We start from the raw sequence: 17,413 nt of genomic DNA on the forward strand, positions 1-17,413 counted from the left end.
CAAACCGTTTAACCAAACACCTAAATCTTATTTAACTCTTTGACCAAACGGAACCTAGTCAACTTCTAGTAACGATAATGATCGGGCTTGTATGGTCCTTCGATCCGAACACCAATATATGCGGCTTGCTCTTCAGTAAGTTGCGTTAATTTTGCACCAATACGAGCTAAATGCAAGCGCGCAACTCGTTCGTCAAGATGCTTGGGCAAAATGTATACTTGCTTTTCGTAATTTTGTCCATTTTGAAACAATTCAATCTGTGCCAGGACTTGGTTAGTGAAAGAAGTAGACATTACAAAACTTGGATGTCCAGTAGCACAGCCTAAGTTAACCAAACGGCCTTCGGCAAGAATGATGATACGCTTACCATCCGGGAAAATTACGTGATCCACCTGTGGTTTAATGTTCTCCCAGGTATATTTACGTAGACTTTGGATATCAATCTCGGAATCAAAGTGACCTATATTGCATAAAATGGCTTGATTACGCATACGCAACATGTGTTCGTGACGCACAACATGATAATTACCCGTTGCAGTAACAACAATATCCACCTGCTCAGCAACATCATCTAAAGTAACTACTCTGTAACCTTCCATTGCTGCTTGTAGCGCGCAGATGGGATCGATTTCGCTCACCCACACGGTTGCTCCTTGGCCGCGTAAGGCTTGTGCACACCCCTTGCCAACATCGCCATAACCAAGGATGAGCGCAATTTTCCCTGCAATCATGACATCCGTGGCACGCTTTAACCCATCTAAGAGAGATTCTCGGCATCCATATAAATTATCAAATTTGGATTTAGTGACCGAATTATTCACGTTGATTGCCGGGATTCCTAATTGCCCTTTTCTCGCCATTTCATAAAGCCTAGCAACACCCGTTGTTGTTTCTTCGGAAACTCCTTTGATTTCCGCCAGTATTCTCGGGTATTTTTCGTGAATAACTTGGGTTAAATCCCCACCATCATCCAGAAGTAAATTGGGAGTCCAACCATCGGGACCATTTACAGTTTGTTCGACACACCACCAATATTCTTCCTCTGTTTCACCCTTCCAGGCAAAAACAGGAACACCGGCTTCAGCAATTGCTGCAGCAGCGTGATCTTGTGTTGAAAAGATATTACAAGAAGACCATCTGACTTCGGCTCCAAGTGCCAGTAAAGTCTCAATTAATACCGCCGTTTGAATCGTCATATGCAGACATCCGGCAATACGAGCGCCTTTGAGTGGTTTTTTATTGGCAAATTCCTGGCGTAGAGCCATTAACCCCGGCATTTCAGTTTCGGCAATCGCAATTTCCTTACGTCCCCATGCAGCAAGCGATAAGTCAGCGACCTTAAAATCTTGCTTTGCCTGATTTTTTGCTATAACAGAATCCTGTTTCATTGATTATCCTCATGTGTCTAAACTAGGCCTATAATGCTTTTGATAGAATTTCAGCTTTATCTAAGCGTTCCCAAGGAAAATTATCTCGGCCATAGTGCCCATACACAGCAGTTTTGCGGTAAATGGGGCGTAATAATTCGTGATGATCAATAATACCTTGTGGTGTCAAATCAAAATGGGTATTGATCAAATCAATAATAACATTGTTGGGTAAATTTCCGGTACCAAATGTATCCACACTAATGGAAGTCGGCTCGGCTATGCCGATTGCGTAAGAAACCTGTATTTCGCATTTATCAGCAATACCCGCAGCGACAATATTTTTAGCGACATAGCGAGCAGCATAAGCTGCAGAACGATCGACCTTAGACGGATCCTTCCCTGAAAAACATCCGCCTCCATGGCGGGCCATACCACCATAAGTATCAACAATAATTTTACGCCCGGTCAAACCACAATCGCCAAGAGGCCCACCTATGACGAAGCGTCCAGTTGGGTTAATGAAAAAACGGGTTTTAGGTAATAGCCATTCCGAAGGCAAAACGGGTTTAATGATTTCTTCACGCACTGCTTCAACAAGATCTTTATGGCTGATTTCCGGTGAATGTTGTGTTGAGAAGACAATCGTGTCCACAGCCACTGGTTTGCCATCCACATATTTCAATGTCAGCTGGCATTTTGCATCCGGCCGAAGCCAATCTAATTGCTTGCCTTTGCGCAACTTAGCTTGTCTTTCCATTAATCGGTGTGAATACGCGATAGGAGCTGGCATGAATACGTCGGTTTCACGACTGGCGTAACCAAACATTAGGCCCTGATCCCCTGCGCCAAGAATTTTTGTCTCTTGATTATCAACACCGCGGGCAATATCAGGGGATTGTTTTCCGATTGCCGACAATACCGCACATGATGCCCAGTCAAAACCCATTTCTGAGCTGTCATAACCAATGTCTTTAATGACCTCGCGCGTAATGGCTTCAACATCGACCCATGCAGAAGTCGTGATCTCTCCACCCACTAATACCATACCTGTTTTCACAAATGTCTCACAGGCTACACGGGCTTTAGGGTCTTTAGCTAAAATTGCATCCAGGATAGCATCTGAAATTTGATCGGCTATCTTATCGGGATGTCCTTCAGAAACTGATTCTGACGTAAAAACATGAAAATCACTCACGCTATTTCCTCTTATAGTTATTGACTTATTTCAACCTTGAAATATCAGAAACAATACTGCCTAGTTAAACAATTTATTCAAGCCTGTTTAATTAACTCATCATCATAATAAATTCATCAAATAGTATGTCGATGTCATGAGGGCCAGGACTTGCTTCAGGATGTCCCTGAAAACCCAAAGCAGGCTTATGTCTATGCCTAATTCCCTGCAGACTTTGGTCGAATAATGAGCGATAAGTGACTTCCAAAACCTCAGGCAATGAAGCTTCGTCAATTGCAAAACCATGATTTTGGCTCGTTATGAATACACGTTTTGGTTCTTTCACCTCCACGACTGGGTGATTCGATCCATGATGGCCAAATTTCATTTTTAATGATTTGCCGCCGCAAGCTAAAGCAAGTATTTGAAACCCTAAACAAATACCGAATAGGGGAATACCCTCTTCTAAAAATTCTTTTGTTGCTTTTATCGCATAATCACAGGCTAAAGGATCGCCAGGACCATTTGATAAGAAAATACCATTCGGATTAAGCGCTAACGCTTCTTGAGCGGTTGTTTGGGCGGGGACTAATGTGACGTGGCATCCCTTATCATGCAATATCCGTAAAATATTGTGCTTAACCCCAAAATCGTAAGCCACCACATGAAACTGTGGTGGTATAGAAGGAGGTCCCCACTCAGCTCGGCCTGAATGCCAACGCTCGATTGTTTGCCGTGAGACTTCACAGGCTAAATCGCTCCCCTCCATTCCTGTAAAAGCGCGGGCTTTTTCTAAGGCAAGCTCAGGATGTTGAACATTCGTACTAATGCACGCGGCAATAGCTCCGTGCTCGCGTAAACGAATAGTTAATTGGCGCGTATCTAATCCTGAAATTGCAACAACACCGTGCTTTTTTAACCAATCCGGAAGAGATTGCTGCGAACGATAATTGCTGGGCAGTAGTGAACACTCACGCATGACCAAACCCGCCGCCCAAATTCGTGAGGACTCCATATCGTCTGGATTACAACCAGTATTTCCAACATGGGCTGTCGTGAGGGTAATAATTTGTTTGGCATAAGATGGATCGGTCAACATTTCTTGGTAACCGGTCATGGAGGTATTAAATACTAATTCCCCTACACAATCACCATTAGCACCAACAGAGATTCCGTGCAAAACCGTATCATCGGCAAGAACTAATATTGCTGGTTTATTAAACATACATGGCTCTTAATCAGAAATAGTATTCATTTTTTGCCCGTGCAAAGCAAAATAGCCGATTGTACCGCAGGCTTTGTGGATATTTCTACTGTTTTGGTCAAAAACTTTAACAGTGGCTTGGGATGGAACCCGGATATCAGTTACAAAATATAGGCACCATCAAAACTTCATATCCTCAAAAAATTTTTTAACCCCATCAAACCAAGAACTTGAGCGAGGGGAATGGCTTTTACTCGTTGCTAATGAATCTTGTAACTGGGTTAATAATTCTTTCTGCTCACGCGATAAATTTACCGGTGTCTCAACGACCGCTTTGCACAACAAATCACCTGTTGCATAACCGCGAACTGACTTCATCCCCTTGCCGCGCAAACGAAAAACCTTCCCAGTTTGAGTTTCACTAGGAATTTTTAGGGTTACCCTACCCTCCAGGGTAGGTACTTCGATAGAACCACCCAGGGCAGCTGTAGTGAAACTGATTGGCACTTCACAGTGAAGATCATTCTCATGGCGCTCAAAAATAGCATGAGGTTTCACATTAATTTGGACATAGAGATCACCAGGACCTCCACCATAAATACCTGCTTCACCTTCACCTGCTAAGCGTACACGATCCCCATTATCCACACCGGCCGGTATTTTAACGGTTAATTTTTTACTTTCCCTAACACGGCCTTGGCCATGGCAATTACTGCAAGGATCAGTGATAACATGACCTTCACCATGGCAGCTTGGGCAAGTTTGTTGGATTGAGAAAAAGCCTTGCTGGATTCTGATTTGACCGACGCCATTACAGGTTTCACATGTTTTTGGCTGAGATCCTTTTTTAGCGCCAGAACCATTGCAAACTTCGCAACTGGCATGGCGTGGAACTGTGATCTCAATTTGCTTACCTAGCGCTGCTTCCTCTAATGTCAAGCTCACATTAAATTGTAGATCAGCACCCCGTTGGCCTCTGGATTGACGCCCTTGGCCGCGGCCGCCTGAGAAAATATTTTCAAAGATGTCTTCAAACACATCCCCAAAACCGCCGAACCCACCAAAACCACCAGCACCGCCACCCATCGAAGGGTCGACGCCAGCATGACCAAAACGATCATAAGCCGCACGTTTTTGGGGATCAGACAATACCCCGTAAGCTTTTTGGACTTCTTTAAACTTTTCCTCGGCCTCTTTATCGTTCGAGTTACGGTCGGGATGATATTTCATCGCTAATCTGCGATAAGCTTTCTTGATTTCAGATTCATCAGCGCCGCGACTAACACCGAGAATTTCGTAATAATCCTTCTGATCCATAACTCAAACACCAATTAAAAATAGGGAGATTTACTTGCACTTTATAGCACGAATCGCCCATCCTGTGCAAAAAAAGGGCTTGTTGCGAGTAGTTTAGGCCTTTTGGCCCAAACTACTTACTCCTGACAACCCTCACTTCATTCGGGATGACTTCTAATCCCTTTTTTACTTCTTCTCTTCTTCTTTAACTTCTTCAAACTCAGCATCAACAACACCTTCTTCGGCTTTGGCTTCCTGTTGACCCTGACCACTTTGAGCAGCTTCTTGTGCTGCAGTTTGGCTTTCAGTGGATTTTTTCGCATAGATCCGTTCAGCCATTTTACCAGAAGCATTCGTTAAGACTTTCAGTTTATCTTCGATAAGCGCTTTGTCGTTGCCTTTTACTGCTTCTTTTAACTCTGCGATCGCTTTTTCTATGCTTGATTTTTCATCCGCAGATAATTCACTCTCCAAATCTTTCAGAGATTTTTCACTGCTGTGAATGAGGCCATCAGCCTGGTTTCGAAGTTCAGCCATTTCTTTGAATTTTTTATCTTCTTCAGCATGGGACTGTGCGTCTTTAACCATGGCTTGAACTTCTTCCTCACTTAAACCGCTTGATGCTTTAATGACAATAGATTGTGCCTTGCCCGTTGCCTTATCTTTAGCGGAAACATTCAAGATACCGTTGGCATCGATATCAAAAGTCACCTCGATTTGTGGCACACCTCTTGGAGCAGGTGGAATATCTGTTAAGTCAAACCGGCCTAATGATTTGTTTGCAGAAGCTTGCTCCCTCTCCCCTTGCAATACATGTACGGTCACCGCAGTTTGTCTATCGTCTGCTGTGGAGAACACCTGGGTTGCTTTTGTTGGAATAGTTGTGTTCTTTTCAATCAGTTTAGTCATGACACCACCTAAGGTTTCAATTCCTAAAGAAAGGGGTGTTACGTCAAGTAATAGAATGTCTTTGACTTCTCCTGACAAGACCGCAGCCTGGATTGCGGCACCGATAGCCACAGCTTCATCTGGGTTAACGTCTTTGCGTGGTTCCTTGCCGAAGAAATCTTGTACTGTTTTTTGCACCAACGGCATTCTGGTTTGTCCGCCAACAAGAATGACTTCGTTAATTTGCGAAACATTCAATCCGGCATCTTTTAATGCAATCTTGCAAGGCTCAACAGTACGCTCAACCAATTTTTCTACGAGAGACTCCAGTTTAGCGCGGGTTAATTTGATGTTTAAGTGTTTTGGTCCAGAAGCATCTGCTGTGATGTAGGGCAGATTGACATCCGTTTGTTGCGCAGAGGACAGCTCGATCTTGGCTTTTTCAGCTGCTTCTTTCAAGCGTTGCAGGGCTAAAGGATCATTGTGCAAGTCAATTCCAGTATCTTTTTTAAATTCAGCGGCTAAATATTCAATCAAAGCCAAGTCGAAATCCTCACCGCCAAGGAACGTATCGCCATTGGTCGCTAATACTTCGAATTGATGCTCGCCATCCACTTCAGCAATTTCAATGATTGAAATATCAAAAGTACCACCACCTAAGTCATAGACCGCAATGACTGAATCGCCGCGTTTTTTGTCCATACCGTATGCAAGTGCAGCAGCGGTAGGCTCGTTAATGATACGCTTAACTTCTAACCCGGCAATACGACCAGCATCTTTGGTTGCTTGACGCTGTGAGTCGTTGAAATAAGCAGGTACAGTGATTACCGCTTCTGTCACCGGTTCACCCAAATAATCTTCCGCGGTCTTTTTCATCTTACGTAGCACTTCAGCAGAAATTTGCGGTGGTGCCTTATCTTGGCCTTTCACACGTACCCAAGCATCGCCATTCTCTGCTTTAATAATTTTGTAAGGAACCATCTTAATGTCTTTTTGAACCACAGGATCATCAAATCGACGCCCAATTAAGCGTTTAACCGCATAAAGTGTATTATCCGGATTGGTTACCGCTTGGCGTTTAGCTGCTTGGCCCACTAAAATTTCATCATCATTCGTAAATGCAACGATTGAAGGGGTAGTGCGATGACCTTCGTTATTTTCAATAACACGCGGTTTATCGCCTTCCATTATCGCCACGCAAGAATTCGTTGTGCCTAAGTCAATTCCGATAATTTTTGCCATTTTTTTCTTGCTCCAATGTATTTATATATGCAATGTTTCTCATATGGGGATGAAGTCCACTAATTTCAAGCTTTTTCGTTAATTGGCTTTGGCTTTGCAACAATTACTCGTGCTGGACGGATCACCCTGTCATTTAATTTGTACCCTTTTTGGAACACTGTCAGGACAGTATTGGGTTCAGCGTCCTTCACTTCTTGCATTGACATCGCTTCGTGCTCTTGAGGATTAAAGACTGCCCCGAGTGGATCGATTTGTTCGACATCGAGCTTTTTCAATGCATCCATGAACAATTTTAAGGTGAGTGATAAACCTTCCCGCATGCTTTCATCAGCGTGTTTCTCAGCCAGCTGCAACGCTTGTTCAAGGCTATCAACTACCGGTAAAAACCCATGAATTAGCTTCTCGAGGCCATAGCGGTGCGCATTAGCCACATCACGCTCAGCGCGACGACGGACATTCTCTAACTCAGCTGTTGCACGGACTGCTTTTTCCCAGTTTTCATGCGCTTGTTGCTCTGCTAACGTCAGTTTTTCTTCTAAGGCAGTATAACTTGGGTGTTCTAAAGCACCCTCACTTTCGGCTTCTTCCTCGTCCTCTACAGTATCCTCTTCATCAATAGATTCCATTTCGTTTAATTCACTGTCTTCTTTTATCTTACGCCAATCTTTGCTCTTATCTTTGTTCATAGGAGTCTCCCAAAATATTGGTCACTGTAGCTGGGGACGACAAAAAAAAATTCAAGTGCAATCGCTAGAATTTTATCTTCCTAGAGTGAAAAACAGCGCTTGCACTTGCGCGAAGTGTTCATTCATCGCATACTCAGTATTATAGATAATCAAGAGGTTTTGTCGTATGCAGGCATGGTCGCTTACTTCATGGCAGCAGTTCTCCTATGAACAAGCCGCCACCTATCCGGATCAGAATCAGCTAGAGCGTGTTGTTGAACAATTAAGCCAACTCCCACCGCTAGTGACCTCGGGCGAAATTAAAAATTTAAAACGCGCGATTGCAAAAGCAGGCCGAGGCGAAGCGTTTATCCTGCAGGGAGGAGATTGCGCTGAATCATTTAGTGATTGCCGTTCAGACATCATCAGCAGCAAACTTAAAATTTTGCTGCAAATGAGCCTCATCTTAATTTATGGAATGCGCAAACCGATTGTCCGTATTGGCCGCATTGCTGGGCAATATGCTAAACCACGCTCTTCTGATCAGGAAACCATTAATGGCGTTACCCTGCCTAGCTATCGGGGCGACCTAATTAATTCTCAACAATTTGACGCAGCCTCCCGTGTCCCCAATCCTAAACTGATGCTTCAAGGCTATAGCTGTGCAGCAATGACGCTCAATTTTGTACGTGCATTGCTTGATGGGGGCTTTGCTGATTTAAACTATCCGCAACGCTGGGATTTACGATTTGTAGAACACTCGCCTCAGGCGGATGAATACCATGACATCGTGCGCTCCCTAACCGAGTCTTTGGAATTCATAGAAGCGATCGATGGTTTTCGTTCCAGCAACCTTAACAAAGTGGATTTCTACACTTCTCATGAAGCCTTGCATTTGCATTACGAACAAGCCCTCTCTCGCCATCTGCATGATGGTCTTTGGTATGACTTATCCACCCATCTGCCCTGGATTGGCATGCGCACCGCAAAACCAGAGAGCGCGCATGTGGAATTTTTTCGCGGCATACAGAATCCTATTGGTATTAAGGTAGGTCCAAGTGCAACAAAAGAGTGGCTAAAAGAAATCATTCAGATTTTAAATCCGGAACACCAAGAAGGCCGGTTGTTGCTTATCACCCGCTTAGGCGCGAAACAAATTGATAAGTTGTTACCTCCTCTTATTGATACTGTTCGAGAAACAAAATGCCCGGTTACATGGTCTTGTGATCCGATGCATGGGAATACAGAGACAACGGCGGATGGCATTAAAACGAGGCATTTTGACAATATTTTAAGTGAATTACGCCAAGCAGTTAGAATTCATCGCGAGATGAGCAGCTACCTAGGAGGGGTTCATTTTGAATTAACGGGCGATAATGTCACTGAATGCATTGGTGGTGCCCGGGGTTTGAATGAAGAAGATTTAAAACATGCTTATCGAAGCTTAGTAGATCCTCGGCTCAATTACGAGCAATCCTTAGAAATGGCCATTCAGTTAACGAGGGAATTTAAATCCTAAATTATCGTTTTTTTTCTCAAGATTACGCCCCCTATCAAAAAAATTAGTCCATTGCAACCAGTAATGGACTAATTTTATCTACTTGTAGTAATATATCGACACTTTGATTTTATTTTGGTGATTTAATGCCTAACTTAACCTATCGTGTTGGAGCAAATTTAATTAGCGTTTTGGATGGCCACAAAAAAGACGATCTTAAACAACAGCTTGTTAGCATTACAAAAGAAGCAAAAATTCCCGAAACTGAATTCAGTTTAACTACTTTATTCAGCCATCAATTTGCCACAAATCAAAAGCCTAAAGAGATAGCTAACCTTTTTCCGCTACCCTATATTGCAGGTAAATATCATACTACCACTGATCCTATTGTTCGTAGCGAATACCTCGCCCGTATTAAAGAACTACTGGTTTTATTAGCTGCTGAAAATAAAAAAGATTGGCAAGCAGATGTTGCTTTTCCTGATATTGTTACTTTTGCTTTAACAAACAAGTTACCACGTGAATTTCTTCTTACCATTTTGCCTTTCATACCCGAACATCATAAATTTGGGTTACTTAAAGAGGTACTTGCAGAGAATCCTACCGCAGTCTGCGTATTTTTTGAGGCTGTTCATGACAAATTAGTTCTTGAAGAATACATTGAGCTAGTAGGTTTAGCTATTAAATCGAATCATTTTTCAGTTATTAATGGATTATTAAACAAAGAATTACTCAATCAAGTTGATCTCAGCATTAGGAAAAAATGGGCAGAACTAATCTTAGTGCAGGAAAATACTGATCACGCCCTATTTGTCAAAAAGCTCTTGGATTCAGGCGTTAACCTTGAGCCAACCTGGCTAAATACCGCCATTATACGAAGGAAGCCTCATATCGCTGCTTTACTTCTCAAGGAAAAAGCGAATCCAAATTTCCCAGATGAATCAGGGAAAACAGCCGCGCATTGTGCTGCAGCAACTGGTCAATTGAGTTTCTTTACGCTTTTAAATTATTACGGTGCTGATTTTACGATTCCCGATCTCGATGGAAGATTGCCAGAACAATTAACTGAAGATGCAGCTATCAAAGAAAGATTAAAAAGTTTAACACAGCCTTTAGTTGCCTCTGAGCCCGAGCCAGAAAACACAACTACTATCAAATATACCAAGCTCGCTATTAGAGGTGGAGGCGTAAAAGGAACAGCCTACCCTTATGCAATTAAAGAGGCAGCGCAGAAGGGGCTTTTTAAACTTGATGACCTTGACGGTGTCGCCGGTGCCTCAGCAGGCGCTATCACGGCAGCACTCATTGCCTTAGGTTACAATGAAGATGAGTTAGAGCAGATTATGGGTAATTTGAATTTGCTCGACTTTGTCGATCCAATCGATGCAAGCTTTAATCAACAAAAAGATGCCTTACAACGACTGATTGCTAATTTTTCAGGAGGAATTGCCAGTGGTGCTTTGTGGACAGCACTTTCTCCAGGTGATGTCAGCAAAGCAAAAGCTCTGATTGATACAGTCACTACCCATAAAGGAATTATGAAAGGTGATATATTCCTAGATTGGATTAGGGCAAGAATCAAAGATAAGATTAAAGATTCTAAGCTCAGTGCCTTCCTTCAAGAGCATCCTGAACTTGTTACTTTCCAAGATTTGGCCGATGCCGGATTTAAAGATCTTCGTGTGGTGGCAACCGATGTAAATCGTGCACACGCCGTGTGGTTTTCAGCAAAAGAAACACCTCACGCAATTGTTGCTGATGCTATTCGGGCATCCATGTCTTTCCCAATCGCTTTTAGGCCCCACAAGTACTATATTCGGGTTGATAAAGCTGGTGAATTCACGCGCGAAGTTCATCCTGATTATACGGACGTGGATTTGATTGATGGCGGAGTAATGGATAACTACCCAGTTCGCGCTTTTGATAAGGATATGAGCAGTAAACAGCAAACTTATAACCCAAATGTCATTGGGCTCTACCTTGCTACTCCTGATGAAAAACTTGAATTTGAACGAGGAATAAAAGCAGCTGCTAAAAAAATTGATGGGGGGTTTGGCTATTTCTCAGCGCTCATTGGTTCTCTGCTTTATCATCAAGAACATACTCATTTAGAAAGCACCGATAGTGAGCGCACAATCTATATTAATACCCGTGATGTCGGCGCGATGGATTTTGATGCTTCCCAAGAAAAGCTGTTTCAATTAGCGCAAGAAGGAAGACAAGGAATCCATGATTTCCTAAATCGCCGATGCGGCCATCATCCACTGCAAGCACTATCCCCAACTACCCTACAATTATTGATTGAATTTGGTGGGGCAAAAATTCAAAGGGTAGAACCGCATCGGATCGCCATTCATTTAAGCCAACTACTATTGCGGCCTGAACAGATAATTAGACTTTATGCGAATTGCACTGATACCGAATTACTTCATTTACGCACTTTGGTTAATCCAAACAACAGTCGCGATGAAAATGGCAATAGCGCGTTACACCTGGCTTATGCGATTTGTGATAAGTTACAAGCACATCTTAGATCCGCGAGTACTGTCACCGAGCAGAAGCAAATCAAAGCACATCTTAGCAAGGCTATGAAGCTACGCGATAATCTGCTTTCTATTAATGCCAATGCCCGTGCTAAAAATAACGCAGGAAAAACACCGGAAGAAATGACCGCGGATGATCTCTTAGAAGCTGATGGAAGAGACTTTCTAACGACTGCTGATAAGATTGCGGTTGAGCAACTTCAAATCAAGCTGGAATCCGCAGAAGCAAGATCAAAACTTTTCAGTCAAGCTAGCCTTAAATTTTCGGCTGAAATCTCTGAGTTATCAGCCAAACTGAAAATGAAAGAAGAAGAAACTAAGCGACTACTTGAGCATAATGAGCAGCAGGCATCAAAAATCTCACAACATGAGCAAGAAATTCGTGAGAATCTCAAATTCTATACAAAAAATATAGAGGAAGCTAAGCAACAGATTGCGCTTCATCGTGAGATGCTTTCACAAACGAAAGAAGGCTACGATCAACTCGCCACACAACTCCAAAAGCGTGAAGAAGAATTAGAAGAATTACAGCGTCAGCATAAGCTATTATATGAAGAACACACCAAACTTCAACAATTGCGCAAAGAGCAAGAAAAACAGTTCTTCGCCCTGACTCAGTTGCATCAAACCCTAGAGCTAGAATTAGCTAAACTTCACGAATTGCAAGCGGCTCGTGATAAGGAATTAGCTACACTCCGATTGGAATATGAGTCCCAGGGAAGAGAATTATCCCGCGTTCACAAATTGCAAGAGGCTCGTGACCAAGAATTATCTTCTCTTCGTTTGGAACATGAGTCGGTTGGAGCAGAATTAACCCAGGTTCGCCGTCTGCATGAGGCTTGTACTGAGGAATTATCTCAGCTCCAGTTGGGGTATAAAGCTAAAGAAGAAGAACTATCGACGTTACATTTACAGTTTGCTACTCAAGAAACAGAATTGTCCGAGCTGCGCCAACAGCACACAGCTTTAGGGGAGGAGCGAGATGAACTCCGCCGCCAACTCGCCGATAAAGAAGGGGATAATCAAGAACTTCGGCGGCAAGTGGATAACAAAGATTTGCAAATAACTGAATTACGAGCACGTTTGCGTGCACAAATTCGTACCCAACAGCATGGTTTTTTCAAATCAGCGCTCGATACTCTAAGAGAGCATACGGACACTTTAGCGCAGGAAAAAGAGAGTTTCTTTTCAATGAACCACGAACGTAAAGATGGCAAAAGAATAGCAATCGGACGCTTAGTGCAAAAAATTGCAGATGAAAGCAATAGCAATAAAACGCTCGCTGAGCTCATCGAGGAAAGTGATACAGAGCACGTGCTTCGTGCAGGCTTCTTCAGCCGCCGTACTTCAGGGATGCTTGACCATTTAATTGAGGCTGAAAACCGCGAAATGCTCGAGTTGTCTTAAGAAAGATCCGAGCCGGTGAATGCAAATAAGCATTTCCAATTGCTTACTAACCCACGCGGCTCGGGATTATGGGTTTGGGTCACCAAGCAGATCGACTTAAACCCGGCTTATTAATTCTAGAGCGAGTTGACAATCCATCTCCCCAACCTTCGTGCCGAGACTTGTTCGCGGAACTGAGATGGAGGGATGAATTCTCAACAAGCGCCTATTAATTCTATCTACTTAAAGACCTGACTAAGATGCTCAGGGATTCTTTGCTCTAACCAATAAACAGGCTTACCTGGTAGATTGCCCGTGATAAAACCGACATGGCCACCTTTTGCGCTCAGCTCTAAAGTCACTTCTTTGGATAATTCTTCCTCTGAAGGTACTACTTCAGGTGTCATAAACGGATCGTCCAATGCGTGGATAATTAACGTGGGGGTTGTAATTTTAGCGATATACGGCCTTGAACTAGCTTCCCGGTAATAATCATGGACGTGAGGAAACCCATTTAAGGGTGCCGTCACGTATTCATCAAAGGTCCAAAAGCATTGCCATTTATCCATGTCTTTAAACGCTTGGGGTACGTCACCATTGAACACAGCTTTCTTGCGTTCGAATACCTTTTTCATACGACGTAATAAATACGCTTGATATATGCGAGAGAATCCGCGACCAATCCGATCGGCAACTAAACGCAATTCAAAAGGAACCGACACAGCCACAGCGGTATCCACTAACGTTTGTTTTTCTTGCTCGCCCAACCATTTCAATAAAACATTGCCGCCTAGCGAAACCCCCACTACTGCTTTCTTAGTCTTGGGTTCGCGTTGGGCAAGTAATTTAAGAAAATAATCGACATCCCCTGTATCACCGGAATGATAGGCTCGCGGTAAGCGATTAGGTTCCGGGCTAGCTCCTCTAAAATGCATAAGTACTGCTCGCCAACCATAACGATTAAACGCATGCATGAAACCGGCAGCATAGCTCGATTCAACTGAACCCCCTAGGCCGTGCAATAAAATAACTAGAGGTGCCTGACTATCCAGTCCATTGATCGCCCAAGCCAAATCAATGAAATCGCCATCAGGCAACTCAAGCCGCTCCATTGAATCCACAGGGGCACTAATGTTGCGAGCTAAAGTCGGGTAAACCGTTTGACCGTGAGAACTTGTTAACCACCAAGCAGGTTTAAAATTGCTGTTGATTATCATCATCTTCACCATGATAACTAGGGCTAAACTCATGCACCGCCTCAATCATCACAGCAACATGCTCAGGCGGTACCTCCGGTGTTATACCATGTCCAAGATTAAAGACATGACCTGAACCATGGCCAAAAGACGCCAAAACTTCTTTTACTTGGTGTCTTATACATTCAGTATTGGCGAGTAATACGGAAGGATCAAGGTTTCCTTGTAATGCGACTGTCTTCCCAACTTGTTGGCGAGCAAAACTAAGATCAGTTGTCCAATCCAAACCCAATGCATCACAACCGCTAGCCGCCATTTGCTGAAGCCATTGTCCACCTCCCTTCGTAAACAGGATGATGGGTACCAAAGGGTACTTACGCTTTAAGCGGTCAACGATTTTTTTCATGGCACTAAGTGAAAAATCTTGATAACACTGGGTTGTCAAAGTACCACCCCACGTGTCGAAAAGCATGAGTGCATTCACACCTGCTTTCACTTGTTCCTCAAGATAAATACTGACAGCTTCAACTAGTTTGTCGAGAAGGAGATGCATGGCTTGAGGCTCGCCATAAAGGAGCTGCTTAACTTTCTTAAACTCACGACTGGAGCCTCCTTCCACCATGTAACAAGCGAGAGTCCAAGGACTCCCTGAAAAACCGATCAGAGGCAAATCCTGAGGCATTTCCTGGCGAATGAGGCTTACGGCATCCATGACATAACTTAATTCATCGGTCGGAACCGGCAACGTATCTATTGTCTTCAGGTCGCGTACCGGGTGTTCAAAGCAAGGACCTTCCCCTTCGGCAAAGTACAGACCTAACCCCATCGCATCAGGAATGGTTAAAATATCGGAAAACAAAATTGCCGCATCCAAAGGAAAACGTCTTAACGGCTGTAAGGTCACTTCGCACGCTAATTCTGGCGTTTTGCACAGCGTTAAGAAATCGCCTGCCTGGGCACGCACCTTGCGATACTCTGGTAAATAACGCCCCGCTTGGCGCATAAACCAAACCGGCGTCCGAGGCACTGATTTACGATGTAGTGCGCGAATAAACAAAGATTCACCCAGGTCTTTCATAATTGCTCATTCTTCAATAAGATTTAAATGATTTAGGACGATTTTAGCGTTTGTAGGTTGAGCTTTGGAGCAACAATTTTAGCAAATCGCACCAGTCTAGTATTGGGCCAAAACCCAGCTTACTTTGAAATCGCTCATTGTAGCATGTTTTTTGATTTTTAATATTGTCTTAATTTTTACCAATTAAAATAATTACACTTCACTTTAAAAATAGACAAATGGAAACAAACGAACATAAACAAGTAGGCGATCAGATTCGCATTGAACCCCTGAAAAATCGCTATCTAAAGGGGAGCACCACCTTATCAGAGGATCCTGAAAATAATCTCATCGTCACCATGATGAGTACGGTAAACGGAATTCCTGTTCCACTAAAGTTGGAATTAAGCGCTGGTGATATTGTAGCAATGGCAGGAGACTATTACACCAAGGCAGGATGGGGATATAAGTTGACCCTTCCGGCAAGGTCGAGCGATGTCATTGCTGAAAACGAAGCCTTATTTAAAATCGCTGTTTCCAAAGAAGAATCACGTGCGTTTCGAGAAGCCTATGAGGATCTCGCTTCGCCAACGGTAAAAAAAGCAGATATTGATAAAATTTATGCGATTGAGAATACAACCTACATTCCTTTTTTCAAATCACTCAATGGACTCTTTCAACAACTGGTTTATTCTTTTACAGTCAAAGGGTACAGCGATAAGTTAAACCAAAATTCAGCCCACTTTGCACCCTGGTCTGCCCGTGCTTATGTTGTAGGTCACGAATCAGCGTTGCGTATGGCGACATTGGCCTTTTATTTTAAACAATTAGCTGAGAATCACCCCGAAAATATCCCAACTGATGCCCTTTCAGAATTACAAAGTATTATTGAACAAATTAAGCGCGATCCTAAGCAATATGATTTCAAACTTCAGCAAATTGCAAATGATGAAACGCTCTATACCGAGCTTTGGCAGCGCTACCACGCATTAGCCATTAGCCGTGACTTGTTTGCCATGCATTTTTATTCCGATCACTTCGCGGGTGGCCATATGAGTCGTATTGGTTTACTTCGCGAAGAGATGCCTAAGCGTTTTGGAGTGTTAGGTGGTATTTTAATTAACAATATGCATAACGAAGATAATACCGATAGTGTCAGAGTTGTTAACCCTTATGAAATTGAAGGCTCATCCGAATACATTACCTTTCGTGAAGATTCTCAAGCCTACGGCGATGGAACTTATTTTAAGCGCAGTAATGATGAAACCAGTAATTTGCTCATCAATGGGATGGATAATTCTTTGGGTGATATTGCCAGGCTGATGAAAACAGGCGAGCAATTGGAGGCATCTGACTACGGCGGTTTAGCCTTTTTACCTGAAGTTGATTACACTAAAGCTCAACCCCAACCTTTGTTAATCTACGGTCTTGACGGAAAAATCTATTTTCGTGCCGACGTTAGCCAGATAAACATGTTATCTCCCGAAGACTATAAAAAGACTTTGGAAAATCCTGAAAAACATGGTTATAAAGAATTAAATTTATTGGAAGCAATCAAACTCGTATTAAAGTTAAGGGTTTTTGGCTTCTTCCTCGCACCAAAACCTGCTAAACCACAAGTTAAACTGGGTATTTCATTACAGAAAAAAACAGAAACTGATGAGGGCACTGAATTAAACCTAAGTCCAACAATTGCTGCTGAACCAGTATTTACAGGAGGCCATAGAAAAGCACTAAGGGCTTCTTATGATGATTTGATGAAATTCACTCTTTATCCTCCTCCTCAAGAAAAAGAGCAGGCAACAACTACATCAGAGCACTTGTTAACGGTTAGCCATTAATCTAATCGAGTATAACGCATTGCTCTTAAGGGGTGTAATTGCTATTCTAGCGC

11 protein-coding genes are annotated in these 17,413 nt (G+C 43.0%); 3 read left to right on the forward strand and 8 right to left on the reverse strand.

Annotation, left to right across the window (positions count from 1 at the left end; genetic code table 11):
- Window positions 1-65: 65 nt before the first annotated feature.
- The 6 genes from ahcY to grpE form a co-directional block, all read right to left on the reverse strand.
- The gene (ahcY, locus tag LMI_RS12380; protein WP_045100072.1) at window positions 66-1,388 is read right to left on the reverse strand and encodes an adenosylhomocysteinase; all 1,323 of its coding nucleotides are present in this window, start codon (window positions 1,386-1,388) and stop codon (window positions 66-68) included.
- Window positions 1,389-1,416: 28 nt separating this feature from the next.
- On the reverse strand, window positions 1,417-2,565 hold the full coding sequence (metK, locus tag LMI_RS12385; RefSeq protein ID WP_045100073.1) for a methionine adenosyltransferase: 1,149 nt from the start codon (window positions 2,563-2,565) through the stop codon (window positions 1,417-1,419).
- 91 nt (window positions 2,566-2,656) lie between these two features.
- On the reverse strand, window positions 2,657-3,769 hold the full coding sequence (carA, locus tag LMI_RS12390; RefSeq protein WP_045100074.1) for a glutamine-hydrolyzing carbamoyl-phosphate synthase small subunit: 1,113 nt from the start codon (window positions 3,767-3,769) through the stop codon (window positions 2,657-2,659).
- 159 nt (window positions 3,770-3,928) lie between these two features.
- On the reverse strand, window positions 3,929-5,065 hold the full coding sequence (gene dnaJ, locus LMI_RS12395) for a molecular chaperone DnaJ (RefSeq protein WP_045100075.1): 1,137 nt from the start codon (window positions 5,063-5,065) through the stop codon (window positions 3,929-3,931).
- A 165-nt stretch (window positions 5,066-5,230) separates the two neighbouring features.
- Window positions 5,231-7,174: a molecular chaperone DnaK gene (gene dnaK, locus LMI_RS12400; RefSeq protein WP_045100076.1), complete on the reverse strand. Its 1,944-nt coding sequence runs from the start codon at window positions 7,172-7,174 to the stop codon at window positions 5,231-5,233.
- 65 nt (window positions 7,175-7,239) lie between these two features.
- Entirely contained in the window at window positions 7,240-7,860 is a 621-nt protein-coding gene (grpE, locus tag LMI_RS12405; RefSeq protein WP_045100077.1) for a nucleotide exchange factor GrpE, read from the reverse strand.
- 166 nt (window positions 7,861-8,026) lie between these two features.
- On the opposite strand from grpE, the gene LMI_RS12410 reads away from it, so the two are divergent.
- Together LMI_RS12410 and LMI_RS12415 are read left to right on the forward strand one after the other, a co-directional pair.
- Window positions 8,027-9,358, forward strand: a complete 1,332-nt coding sequence (locus LMI_RS12410; protein ID WP_045100078.1) for a 3-deoxy-7-phosphoheptulonate synthase class II — start codon at window positions 8,027-8,029, stop codon at window positions 9,356-9,358.
- Between the two features lie 125 nt (window positions 9,359-9,483).
- Window positions 9,484-13,287 carry a patatin-like phospholipase family protein gene (locus LMI_RS12415; protein ID WP_045100079.1) on the forward strand — a complete coding sequence of 1,268 codons (3,804 nt, stop codon included), beginning with the start codon at window positions 9,484-9,486 and terminating at the stop codon, window positions 13,285-13,287.
- A 218-nt stretch (window positions 13,288-13,505) separates the two neighbouring features.
- Here LMI_RS12415 and LMI_RS12420 read toward each other — a convergent pair whose 3' ends face one another.
- Together LMI_RS12420 and hemE are read right to left on the reverse strand one after the other, a co-directional pair.
- Window positions 13,506-14,483: a hydrolase gene (locus LMI_RS12420; RefSeq protein WP_045100080.1), complete on the reverse strand. Its 978-nt coding sequence runs from the start codon at window positions 14,481-14,483 to the stop codon at window positions 13,506-13,508.
- The gene (hemE, locus tag LMI_RS12425) at window positions 14,461-15,540 is read right to left on the reverse strand and encodes a uroporphyrinogen decarboxylase (protein ID WP_045100081.1); all 1,080 of its coding nucleotides are present in this window, start codon (window positions 15,538-15,540) and stop codon (window positions 14,461-14,463) included. The genes LMI_RS12420 and hemE overlap by 23 nt, the downstream gene beginning before the upstream one ends.
- A gap of 218 nt (window positions 15,541-15,758) precedes the next feature.
- Between hemE and LMI_RS12430 the strand changes: the two genes are divergently transcribed.
- Window positions 15,759-17,360, forward strand: a complete 1,602-nt coding sequence (locus LMI_RS12430) for a hypothetical protein (protein ID WP_052679569.1) — start codon at window positions 15,759-15,761, stop codon at window positions 17,358-17,360.
- The last annotated feature ends 53 nt before the right edge of the window (window positions 17,361-17,413 follow it).

It is taken from the genome of Legionella micdadei (assembly GCF_000953635.1).
Lineage (GTDB): Bacteria > Pseudomonadota > Gammaproteobacteria > Legionellales > Legionellaceae > Tatlockia > Tatlockia micdadei.